This window comes from Stenotrophomonas sp. 1337 (assembly GCF_031455455.1).
GTDB lineage: Bacteria > Pseudomonadota > Gammaproteobacteria > Xanthomonadales > Xanthomonadaceae > Stenotrophomonas > Stenotrophomonas indicatrix.
Genome location: NZ_JAVDSR010000019.1, coordinates 39,450 through 51,358, shown reverse-complemented (window position 1 = coordinate 51,358; position 11,909 = coordinate 39,450). Strand labels below are relative to the sequence as shown.

Sequence of the window (11,909 nt, the reverse complement as noted above, 5' to 3'; positions counted from 1 at the left end):
TTGCCTGGGGGACGCCGCAAGTACGTCCTTGTAGGCTCGGGCGCGCCATCCATGGCGCTCACGCCCCCAGCCAACCTACCCACCCGGCCACGGACAGTTTCCTGTGGCCGCCACCGCAGCAAGAGAAAGAAGAAGATCAAAAGCAAAGGCAGCAGCAACAGCCGCGTGCTGATGGTTGGGGTCGGATCCGTTTTCCTTTGGAAAACGGATCCGACCCCTCCTTGTTTTCCGATACACCTTCATCCACGCATGGCGTGGATCCACCAACCGTCACCGGGAAATTGTCGGAGGCGGGGAGGGGGCCGATGGCGGGACCGTCCACGGCATGGATGCCGTGGCCGAGCCTACAGGGACGTACTTGCGGCGTGTCCCGCCATCGGCCCCCTCCCTGCCAGGCAAGCAGCAACCCAGAGCCGCCTTGGCTTTGGCCGTTGCCTTTGCCTGAAAAAAGCGGTGCAGCCGCAGGCTGCAAAACACCCTCAATCCTGATCCTGCGCGCGTGCCGCCTCCGCCTGGGTCTCTTCCTGCGCCGCCATCTCGCGTGCGATCCACGCATCGATCATGCGTCGCTGGCGCTGCGCCTGCCGCCGCTCCCGCGTGTACTCCTGGTCCAGCACCCGGTACAGCGACACCATCACCAGCACCATCAGCAGCGCGAATGGCAACGCCGCAATCGTGATCATGCCCTGCAACGCCTCCAGACCACCCGCCAGCAGCAATGCGCCCGCGATCAGTGCGATGCCCACACCCCACGCAATCTTGTGCCTGCGCGATGGCTCACCCGCATCGTCGGTGGACATCGTGGCCAGTACCAGTACCGCCGAATCGGCCGAGGTCACGAAGAAGATCATCAACAATACCAGTGCGATGCTCGACAGCAGCAACGGCAGTGGCAGGCTGTCGAACAGGGTGAACAGCACCGTCTCATAGCCGTTGCCCAGCGCCTGCACCAGGTCGGCGTGGCCGAAGATCTGCGACCAGATTGCGGTGCCACCGAAGACCGAGAACCAGAAGAAGCCCAACAGGGTTGGCGCAAGCACCACACCCACCACGAACTCGCGCACGCTGCGTCCGCGCGAGATGCGCGCGATGAAGGAACCGACAAACGGTGCCCAGGAAATCCACCACGCCCAGTAGAAGATCGTCCAGTCCGCCACCCAGGTGCTGGACGAGAACGGCGACATGCGCAGGCTCATGGTCACCAGCTGGTTGAGGTAGGAGCCCAGCGTGGTGGTGAAGGTGTTGAAGATGGCGCCGGTCGGGCCGAGCACCAGCACCAGTGCCAGCAGCAATGCCGCCAACGCCAGATTGACGTTGGACAACCACTTCATGCCGCGGCCCACGCCACTCAGCGAGGAGGCCATGTACAGCACGAACGCCACTGCGATGATGGTCAGCTGCAGCGGTATGCCTGCGTGCAACCCGAACACCCGTTCTACGCCGGCGGCGATCTGCACCGTACCGAAACCCAGTGCCGTGGCTACGCCGACCGCGGTGGCGACCACGGCGGAGATGTTGACCACCTTTCCGATCCAACCGCGATGGTGGCGGCCGATGATCGGCTGCAGCATGTCGCTGATCTGGCCACCGCCGTTGCGGTTGAACTGGAACCAGGCCATCGCCAGACCGATCAGCGCATAGATCGCCCACGGATGCAGGCCCCAGTGGAAGAACACGTAGCGCATGGCGGCACGCGCGGCATCCATGCTCTGTGGCGCAATGCCTTCCGGTGGCTTGGTGAAGTGTGAGATCGGCTCGGCCGCGCCCCAGAACACCAGGCCGATGCCCATGCCGGCGGCGAACAGCATCGACATCCAGCTGGCGCGCGAAAATTCGGGTTCGGCGTCTTCGCCACCGATGCGCAGGTTGCCGAAGCGGCCGAAGGCCAGGTACATCAGGAACACCAGCGCCAGGAACACCACCAGCAGGTACAGCCAACCGACGCTGCGGATGACATCAGCCAGCGCCGCCTGCACGACGGTATTGAAGGGGCCGGGCGCGAGGCCGGCCAGCAGCACCAGGGCAAGCACCAGTGCGATGGAAATGCGAAACACCATGAAGGAGCTTCTCCGATCAAGGGATTGAGGGGAGCGAGCGAAAGCTTGCAGGGAGTAGGCCGGCGACAGTGTGCGCGCACCGGACAGGCACCGCGATGGCGGCAGGGAAAGCGCCACGTGCAACGGTGCGGCGCGCGTGCACGTTACTGAATGCGACGTCACGGTTCTGTTAACGCGGCTGCGGCAGATCTGCGCCCTGCGTGGATGAACGGCCAGGAGGCCGAGTGGTTTCTATGCTCTAATGCCCACCAAGAAGCGGGGGTACCGCGGCCTTGTGGCCACGGTTGAGATAGTCCCTTGGAACCTGATCCGGCTCATACCGGCGTAGGGAAGCTTTGCAATGCAGCCGTACCCGGAACCTGCCCAGGGAGCGCCTTGGTGCCGTCCGGGCGCGGTGGCAGTGCGCCGCCGCTTCGTCCCTGACCTTCCTGGACGATGCCCGATGAACGCACAGCTCTCCGCCCTGCAGCAACAGGCCCAGCAACTCTCCGAATCCGTGACCCGGCCCATTCCCGGCTCGCGCAAGATCCACGTGCCTGGCTCGCGCCGGGACCTGCAGGTGCCGATGCGCGAGATCGCGCTGACCCGCACGCCGACCGTGTTCGGTGGCGAAGAGAACGCACCGGTCACCGTCTACGACACCTCCGGCCCGTACACCGATCCGGACGTGCGCATCGACCTGTCTGCGGGCCTGCCGGCACTGCGCCGTGGCTGGGTGGAGGAGCGCAACGACACCGAACAGCTCGACGGCCTCAGCTCCTCGTTCGGCCGCGCGCGCGAACATGATCCGAAGCTGGACCCGGTGCGTTTTCCCGCGCGCAGCCTGCCACGTCGCGCGCGGGCCGGCGCCAACGTCACCCAGATGCACTATGCGCGCCGCGGCATCATCACTCCGGAAATGGAATTCGTGGCAATCCGCGAAAACCAGCGGCTGGAAGCGATCCGCGATGCCTCACTGCTGCAGCAGCATCCTGGCGAGGCATTCGGTGCGTCGATCCAGCAGATCATCACCCCGGAATTCGTGCGCGAGGAAATCGCCCGCGGCCGTGCGGTGCTGCCCAACAACATCAATCACCCGGAAAGCGAGCCGATGATCATCGGCCGCAACTTCCTGACCAAGATCAACGCCAACATCGGCAACAGCGCGGTGTCCTCGGGCATTGCCGAGGAAGTGGAAAAGCTGGTGTGGGCGATCCGCTGGGGCGGCGACACGGTGATGGACCTGTCCACCGGCAAGCACATCCATGAAACGCGCGAATGGATCATCCGCAATTCGCCGGTGGCGATCGGTACGGTGCCGATCTACCAGGCGCTGGAGAAGGTCGACGGCCGCGCCGAAGCGCTGACCTGGGAGATTTTCCGCGACACCCTGATCGAACAGGCAGAGCAGGGCGTGGACTACTTCACCATCCATGCCGGGGTACTGCTGCGCTATGTGCCACTCACCGCCAGGCGTGTTACCGGCATCGTCAGCCGCGGCGGTTCGATCATGGCCAAGTGGTGCCTGGCCCACCACAAGGAAAACTTCCTCTACACGCATTTCGAAGACATCTGCGAAATCATGAAGGCCTACGACGTGACCTTCTCGCTGGGTGACGGCCTGCGTCCTGGCTGCATTGCCGATGCCAACGATGCGGCGCAGTTCGGCGAGCTGGAGACGCTGGGCGAGTTGACGAAGATTGCGTGGAAGCACGACGTGCAGACCATGATCGAAGGCCCCGGCCATGTGCCGATGCAGCTGATCAAGGAGAACATGGACAAGCAGCTGCGCGAGTGCGGCGAGGCGCCGTTCTACACGCTTGGCCCGCTGACCACCGACATCGCACCGGGGTACGACCACATCACCAGCGCGATCGGTGCGGCGATGATCGGTTGGTTCGGCACTGCCATGCTCTGCTACGTCACGCCGAAGGAGCATCTGGGCCTGCCCAACCGGCAGGACGTGCGCGACGGCATCATGGCCTATCGCATCGCCGCCCATGCTGCTGACCTGGCCAAGGGGCATCCGGGGGCGCAGGTGCGTGACAACGCGCTGAGCAAGGCACGCTTCGAATTCCGCTGGGAAGACCAGTTCCACCTCGGCCTGGACCCGGAGAAGGCCAAGGAATTCCACGACGAGACCCTGCCCAAGGACGCGCACAAGCTGGCCCACTTCTGTTCGATGTGCGGCCCGCATTTCTGTTCGATGAAGATCACCCAGGACGTGCGCGAGTACGCCGAGAAGGGCATGCAGGAAAAGTCCGAGCAGTTCCGGGCGGCCGGCGCCGAGGTGTACCAGCAGGGCTGATCGCAGATGGGCAGTGCCGGGTCATGCCCGGCACCGTCCAGTCACCCAACTCACCGACATGCCGCTATCCTCGCCCCATCGTTCCCCGGGGACACGGAACCATGCCCATTGCCGTCACCACCCGCTGGCTGGCCATCGCCCGCCGTCATCCCTCTGCCTGGCTGCTCGGCGCACAGCTGTTGTCGGTGCTGCTGTACCCGGCGCTGGACGAAACTGCTGCCGGGCGCGCGGCAGTAGGCGTATTCGGCATGGCCGTGCTCGGCCTGGCACTGTGGGTGGTGCAGCGCAGCCCGCTGGGGACATGGCTGGCGTTGGTGCTGGCCATCCCGGCGGTGGTGTTTTCCCTTTCGGCGGCCCTGCTCGACCGGCCTGCACTGGGCATCACCGCGCAGCTGCTGGAAAGCCTGCTGTATTTCTACACCGCCGGTGCGCTGATCGCTTACATGCTGCAGGACCACAAAGTGACGCGCGACGAGCTGTTCGCCGCCGGTGCCACGTTCACTCTGCTGGCATGGGCATTCGCTTTTACCTTTGCCGTATGTCAGCAGTGGTATCCGGGCAGTTTCCAGGGCGCCAGTGGCGGCGCGCAGCGCACATGGATGGAGCTGCTTTATCTGAGCTTCAGCTTATTGTCGGGGGTAGGTCTCAGCGACGTCGTGCCACTGCATCCGCAGGCCCGCGCGCTGGTAATGCTGGAGCAGTTTTCCGGCGTCATGTACGTAGCGCTGGTGGTTTCGCGGCTGGTTGGCCTGACCATGCTGAAACGCTTCTGAAAATGAACGCCAGATAAAAATATCGCGCCCAAAAGGGCGCGAATGATGATGCGTATTATGTGAATGCGTCGGCGAGAGAGAGCCTGATGTCGACCACGCGATAGGCGAGGTAACTCGCATAGGCTAATATCCGGAGGCTTCGTTTTTTTTGCGGTATGCGCCGATGCTTTGTGCGGAATCTGGCTTCTTGCTGTGCCAAGGATGGGAAGGGATCGATGGTGAACAGTGTTTGCGGCCTGTTTCAGCCCCATAGCAACGAATGATCAACAGCGAAATCCAGTCGCCTGAATCCGACCGCGTCCGCGTCGGTGAGTGCATCGTTACTTTGTCCTCGCGTGAGGTCGAAGTCGCCGGTGCCCGCCGTACACGCCGTTTGACGCCCAAGTCGCTGGGCGTGCTGCGCGTGTTGATGCGGCAGCCGGGGCGGGTGGTGACCCGTGACGAGCTGTTCGCCGAAGTGTGGCCGGACACGCTGCCGACCAACGATGTGCTGACCCAGGCCGTGACCCAGCTGCGCAAGGCGTTCAGCGTCGACGACGACAACGGCCAGGCGTACATCGAAACCATCGCCAAGACCGGTTACCGCCTGCTTGTGCCGGTGCAGCCGCTGGCGGACCACGAGACCGATGCGATCGCCGTTGCAGAGGACTCGACCGCATCACAGCCGCCTGCGCCGGATGCCGTAGCTCCCGCCGGCGTGCCGGTGGTTGAACGCGGAAGCCGCCGCTGGCGCCGTCTGCGCCGTCGCCTGCTGCTGGCACTGGGCGTGGTGATGCTGCTTGCGCTGGTGGTGTTGAGCGTACTGCTGCTGCGCCGCCCGGCGCCGGTGAATTCTCCGGTGGATGCGGCAGTGGAGAACGGCACGCGGGTGATCGGAAGCCCTGAGCGGCCGTATCGATTGATTACCGCGACGGCCGGTTTTGAGACCTATCCCACACTTTCTCCTGATGGATCGCAGGTCGCCTACGAAGGCGCCAACGACGATGGCACCGGCGGCAACGCCATCAAGGTGCAGACCTCCGGCAATGCCCCCGCGCGCCAGCTGCTATCGCCACCGGCAGGTGCCAGCGACCGCTTCCCGAACTGGTCGCCCGATGGCCGCGAAATCGCCTTCGCCCGCTTTGGTGCCGATGCCAGCTGCCAGGTGCTGATCGCCAGCGCCACCGGCGGCGCCGTGCGCCAGGCCACGCGCTGCGACGGCACCGAGCTGCTCAGTTTCGACTGGACGCCCGATGGTCGTGGTCTGGTCTTCGGCAGCATGGTCGGTCGCTATGCCCATCGCGGCATCCGCGTGCTCGATCTGGCCACCGGCCAATGGCGTGCGCTGGAGTACGCTGTCGACGAGGATGATTTCGACTACGCCCCGCGCTATTCCCCGGATGGCCGATGGCTGGTGTTTGTCCGCAACCCTCAGCTGGGCGACCTGTGGCGGATGCCTGCCAGCGGCGGCACGCCCGAGCAGTTGACCACCGAATCGGCCGAACTGCGTGGTTGGGCGTGGCTGGGCGACGGTCGGCATATCGTGTTCGGTCGCCGCGTGGACAGCGAAGCACGCCTGTACTACCTCGACGTCGAGCGCCGCACGTTGCGCGACGCTGGGCTCGACGATGCGCAGTGGCCGGCAGTGTCCCGCCGCGGTGACATGCTGGCGTTCGTGCATCGGCGCGCGCAGTTCGGGGTGTTCAGGATGCCCGCGCAGGGCGGTGCCGGTGAGCGCCTGTTCGCCTCCAGTGGCCGCGACGGGCAACCGATGGTGGCACCGGATGGGCGGCAACTGGTGTTCAGTTCCGATCGTTCCGGCAGCTTCGCCCTGTGGTGGGCCGACATGCAGCGGCCGGAGTCGCTGCGGCCGATCGAGGGGCTGAAGCCCGAGGCACGGCAGGCGCCCGACTGGTCGGCCGACAGCCGGCATCTGCTGGTGGTGGGCCGCGATGAGCATGGCGAAGCGGTTGTCTACGAGATCGCACCGCGCGATGAACAGCTGCATCGCCTTCCGGTTCCCGCCGAGCAGCCATTGCAGGCGTTGTACGGCGCAGACGCGGAGCAGTTGCTGGTGGTCGAACGTGATGCCGACCAGCACACCCGCTTGAGCCTGTTCGACCGCAGCGCGCAGCCATGGCGGCGGTTGGCCAGCCTGGAAGGCGTATCGCAGGCGCGCTTCGACCGCAGTACCGGGCGGGTGCTGTTCACCCGGCTGGCAGCCGGTGGGCTGTGGTCGGTGGACGCGGCGTTGACCCCTGCCAGCGTGCAGCAGGTCAGTGAGGACCGGCCCAGCCGTTGGCGCTACCGGACCTGGACAGTGGCCGGCAACGGCAGCATCGACTACCTGGGCAGCAGTGCCAGCTGCGGCACGACCCTGGTCCGTATCCAGTCCGGACGCGAAGAAGCCGAGCGTTGCCTGGACGCCCAGCGGCTGAGCGCGGGCAATGGACTGAGCGCCAGTGCCGACGGAAACAGCCTGTACCTGGCCCTGGCCATCAGCGATGGTGCCGACATCGGTGTGATGCGACTGCCCGAACAACCGCCCGCACTGTTCCCGGCATTCTCCAAATTATTGATCTTGAACGAGAAAGGGCCTTCGTAATTTCTTCGTGACGATCTCGCCGCGAATTCGTGGCGATCTCGGCAGTCTTTCCTGACGCGCTGTCACCTTATTTGGCAAAACGGAGGCCTGTACTTGGCAAATCCGTGGTGCCCCTATGCGTCAACTCTCGCTGGCCGACCGTGGCCAAACCGTATCCCTGGACAAGGCGATCGACGATGTCGCGCCGACCTGCATGGGGGTTGCCCGCCTCGGCAGCCTGCAGACCGCCGGCACCAGTTTCAGCGTCTGGATGCAGGTGCGCGGCACCTCGTGGGTGGAAGCCAAGGAAGGGCGGTTCCGGCTTCGCCAGGGCGAGTGGATCGCGTTCGAGAAGGAGTCCAGGCCGCTGGTCCAGGCCGGACGCAACGGCTTGTGCGTGGGCATGAACCTGAACGTGGAAGCGCTGCGCGTGCTGACCGAAATGGCCGACTGCGGCCTGTACGCCGGTCGTGGCCAGATGAACCGTGCTGATGCGCGGGTGGCGCTGCGCCTGTGGCGTGATGCCCTCGCCAGCGGGCAGCCGGCGCAGGCACTGCGTCCGTTGCTGCTGCATCTGGCCGGTCTGCAGCGCAGCCTGGCCGACAACGTACAGCGTTGCCCGGGCCGCTCGCGCAGCCGCAAGCGCCAGGTGTTTGGTCGCATGCAGCGCGCGCGCCTGTATCTGGAAGGCAACAGCCACCGTGTGGTGCGCATCGGCGAACTGGCCGAGCTGACCAACTTCTCCAGCTGGTATCTCTCCAAGACGTTCCAGAGCCTGTACGAGGAAAGCCCGCAGTCGCTTTCGGCACGGTTGCGCCTCGAACGTGCGGCCGATCTGCTGCGCGATACCGACATGATGGTCGGCGAAGTCGCTGCCGCCAGCGGTTTCGACAACTGCTGCAGCTTCGCGCGTGCCTTCCGCGCCCGCTACGGCCAGTCCGCCTCGCGCTTCCGCGAGAATGACGGACAGCTTCCGCCACACTCCGCAAAGTCTCCGGTTGTGTCGCGCAAATACAGCGCTGCAACGCAATCGTAACGTGCTACGGCGTTTTAACACGCTACTAACACGTACCTTGGAGAGATTGATGAACGTTCGTATTCCCGCAGTGCGGCTCGGCTTGCTGCCGGCCGGCATTGCGCTTGCCTTGGCACCGTCCTTCGCTTCGGCGCAGGACGCAGCTGCCGGCGGCACGACCGACCTGGACCGCATTTCGGTCACCGGTTCGCGCATCCGCCAGGCGAGCATGGAAACCGCGCAGCCGGTGATCGCGCTGCAGCGCGCCGACATTGAAAAGCAGGGCTTCACCAGCGTTGCCGACATCGTCCAGAACCTGTCGGCGACCGGTTCGCCGGCGATCAGCCGCGCCGATGCCCTGTCTTCGGGCGAAGAAGTCGGCGGCCAGTACGTCGACCTGCGCAACCTCGGCCCGGAGCGCACCCTGGTGCTGCTGGACGGCAAGCGCATGGGCACCAGCACCGGCGGCTACACCGACCTGGCCTCGATCCCGACCTCGGTCGTGGAACGCATCGAAGTGCTGACCGACGGTGCATCGGCCATCTATGGTTCCGACGCCATTGCCGGCGTGGTCAACATCATCACCCGCAAGAACTTCGACGGCCTGGAAGCCAGCGTCTACGGTGGCCAGTACGGCCAGGGCGACGGCCAGAAGCAGGTCTACAACTTCGTCTACGGCCAGACCGGTGAGCGCGGTTCGATCACCTTCGGCGCCGAGTACAGCAAGGAAGACGAGGTCCAGGCCAAGGATCGTTCCTTCAGCCGCTACCCGAACGGCCGCTTCCACCCGTTCCCGACCGACGACGATGCCAATGGCTGGTCGCCGGCGTCGAACCAGGGCGTGCTGATCGACGACATGGGTACCCCGAAGGACGCCAACGACGATATCTGGTACACCCGTGCCAATACCGGTGCCGGCAACGGCATGGGCGACTTCCGTGAGTTCGGCACCGCCGACTACACCAATGCCAGCCAGGAAATGTGGCTGCAGAACAAGCTGACCCGTCGCTCGGTGTTTGCCAACGGCAACTACGACCTGACCGACAACATCCGCGCCACCGCGAACGTGCTGTACACCAAGCGCACCGCGACCTCGCAGATTGCCGGCTACCCGTACCAGTCCGAGGTCTACGGCACCCCGCTGTCGGCCGACAGCATCTACAACCCGCTGGGCAAGGACGCGAACTTCATCCGTCGCACCTCCGAGTTCCCGCGCCAGACCGAATCCGAGCAGGAAACCTTCCGCTTCTCGGCCGGCCTGGAAGGTTCGTTCGAGTTCGCCGACAAGTTCTGGGACTGGGACGTGGGCTACGTCTACAACCAGAACAAGGGCGTCAAGACCGGCACCGGCAACCTGTTCATCCCGAACGTGCAGAACGCCGTCGGCCCGTCCTTCATGGACGGCGACGTTGCCCGTTGCGGCACCCCGGGCAAGGTGATCGCCGGTTGCACCCCGTGGAACCCGCTCGCACCGTACGGCTCCACCGGCAACGGTTCGCTGGCTGACCCGGCACTGCAGGCCTACCTGTTCCTGCCGAGCCACGACACCTACACCAACACCACCAAGGCCTACAGCGCCAACATCTCCGGTTCGCTGTTCACGCTGCCGGCCGGTGACCTGGCCATCGCTGCCGGTTACGAGCACCGCCAGGAAAGCGGTGAGTACAACCCGGATGCACTGCTGCAGTCGGGCCTGAGCACCGACCTGGCCGGCGCACCGACCAAGGGCAGCTACAAGCTCGACGAGTTCTACGTCGAACTGAACGTGCCGGTGCTGGCCGACATGCCGTTCGCCAAGGAACTGTCGCTCGACATGGCCGGTCGCTATTCGGACTACAACACCTTCGGCGACACCATCAACAGCAAGTTCGGCCTGAAGTGGAAGCCGATCGACGACCTGCTGGTGCGTGCGACCTATTCGACGGGCTTCCGCGCGCCGAATATCGCCAACATGTACGGCGGCACCTCGCAGACCTTCGACGCCTACACCGATCCGTGCGACAGCAGCTTCGGCTCGGCTTCGCGCAATCCGTCGGTTGCCGCGGCCTGCGGCGCACGTGGCGTTCCGGCGAACTTCCGCCAGATCACCTCCGGTGGCGCACAGTCGACCGGCCCGGGCACCCAGTCCTACAGCGCCTTCGAGTCGGGTTCCAACCCGGAACTGCAGCCGGAAACCTCCAAGACCTGGACTGCCGGCCTGGTCTACAGCCCGAACTTCGTGCAGGGCCTGGACGTCAGCCTGGACTGGTGGAAGATCCGCATCAACAACGTGATCGCCGCCGAGTCGGTGACCTCGATCCTCAACCAGTGCTACGTGCTGGGCGTGGCGTCGGCGTGTGACCGCTTCAGCCGCGGTACCGAAGGCCGCACCGTCAACCAGGTGGTCGACGTTACCCGTACCCTGATCAACGGTGGTTACCAGGAAACCGCAGGTTACGACCTGGGCATCAAGTACCGCCTGCCGGAGTTCTCCTTCGGCAAGATCGTGGTTGACTGGAAGACCACCTACGTCGACTACCTCGAGTACAAGCGCGACAATGAAGCCGAGACTCCGGTCGAGCAGCACACCAGCTGGGCAACCGGCGACTGGGGTGCGAACTTCCGCGTCCGCTCGAACCTGAATGTCGATTGGAGCCTGGGCAACCTGGGCGTCAACTGGGCCGTGCGTTACTACTCGAGCATGAAGGAGCCGTGCTCCTACGACACCGAGTGCAACCTGCCTGACTTCAACTCGGCCTACACCTTGGGCCAGCCGACCCGCAAGGTCGGTTCGAACACCTTCCACGATGTGCAGGTGCGTTACACCCTGCCGTGGCAGGCCACGGTCTCGGTCGGTGCCAACAACGTGTTCAACCACGAAGGCCCGGTCATGTACAGCCAGCCGAACTCGAGCTTCTCCTACTACGGTGGCTTCGACATCGGTCGCTACTACTACATGAAGTACACCCAGCGCTTCTGATCCATCGAAGCGTGACAGCAGAAAGAGGAGGGCGGGCCGCAAGGTCCGCCCTTCTTGTTTGTGCGGTCGAGCAGCGCGGCTGTCCACGCCGCGCGCGCCGATCCTCCGGTCACCGACGGTTGATTCATGCCCGTGCCAAGCAGCCTCCGGCCGTTTCCAGTAGATCCACGCCATGCGTGGATGAACTTCCGATCACTTCCAGTAGATCCACGCCATGCGTGGATGAACGTCCGGCACAACGAAAAAAGGCAGGCC

The 11,909-nt window shown here is 64.7% G+C and carries 6 protein-coding genes and 1 riboswitch; of the genes, 5 read left to right on the top strand and 1 reads right to left on the bottom strand.

All coding sequences use genetic code 11. The annotated features are described in order from the left end of the window. Positions 1–479 precede the first annotated feature (479 nt). Complete coding sequence (locus J2X70_RS19275) at positions 480–2,057, bottom strand: BCCT family transporter (protein ID WP_059065034.1); 1,578 nt, start codon at positions 2,055–2,057, stop codon at positions 480–482. 247 nt (positions 2,058–2,304) lie between these two features. Then, positions 2,305–2,406, top strand: a riboswitch (TPP riboswitch). 93 nt (positions 2,407–2,499) lie between these two features. Here J2X70_RS19275 and thiC point away from each other — a divergent pair. From thiC to J2X70_RS19250, 5 genes are all read left to right on the top strand, one after another. Then, the gene (thiC, locus tag J2X70_RS19270) at positions 2,500–4,344 is read left to right on the top strand and encodes a phosphomethylpyrimidine synthase ThiC (RefSeq protein ID WP_059065031.1); all 1,845 of its coding nucleotides are present in this window, start codon (positions 2,500–2,502) and stop codon (positions 4,342–4,344) included. A 101-nt stretch (positions 4,345–4,445) separates the two neighbouring features. After that, positions 4,446–5,117 carry an ion channel gene (locus J2X70_RS19265; protein WP_032976761.1) on the top strand — a complete coding sequence of 224 codons (672 nt, stop codon included), beginning with the start codon at positions 4,446–4,448 and terminating at the stop codon, positions 5,115–5,117. 259 nt (positions 5,118–5,376) lie between these two features. Beyond that, positions 5,377–7,701, top strand: a complete 2,325-nt coding sequence (locus tag J2X70_RS19260) for a winged helix-turn-helix domain-containing protein (protein WP_140225553.1) — start codon at positions 5,377–5,379, stop codon at positions 7,699–7,701. 115 nt (positions 7,702–7,816) lie between these two features. After that, a complete protein-coding gene (locus J2X70_RS19255) occupies positions 7,817–8,716 on the top strand; it encodes a helix-turn-helix transcriptional regulator (RefSeq protein WP_025874158.1) in 900 nt (299 codons plus the stop codon). Positions 8,717–8,765: 49 nt separating this feature from the next. Next, positions 8,766–11,654 carry a TonB-dependent receptor gene (locus J2X70_RS19250; protein WP_059065027.1) on the top strand — a complete coding sequence of 963 codons (2,889 nt, stop codon included), beginning with the start codon at positions 8,766–8,768 and terminating at the stop codon, positions 11,652–11,654. Positions 11,655–11,909: the final 255 nt, after the last annotated feature.

Bases quoted from the DNA above. Each gene is read 5' to 3' on its own strand.
- J2X70_RS19275 (WP_059065034.1), bottom strand. From the start codon at position 2,057: ATGGTGTTTCGCATTTCCATCGCACTGGTGCTTGCCCTGGTGCTGCTG.
- thiC (WP_059065031.1), top strand. From the start codon at position 2,500: ATGAACGCACAGCTCTCCGCCCTGCAGCAACAGGCCCAGCAACTCTCC.
- J2X70_RS19265 (WP_032976761.1), top strand. From the start codon at position 4,446: ATGCCCATTGCCGTCACCACCCGCTGGCTGGCCATCGCCCGCCGTCAT.
- J2X70_RS19260 (WP_140225553.1), top strand. From the start codon at position 5,377: ATGATCAACAGCGAAATCCAGTCGCCTGAATCCGACCGCGTCCGCGTC.
- J2X70_RS19255 (WP_025874158.1), top strand. From the start codon at position 7,817: ATGCGTCAACTCTCGCTGGCCGACCGTGGCCAAACCGTATCCCTGGAC.
- J2X70_RS19250 (WP_059065027.1), top strand. From the start codon at position 8,766: ATGAACGTTCGTATTCCCGCAGTGCGGCTCGGCTTGCTGCCGGCCGGC.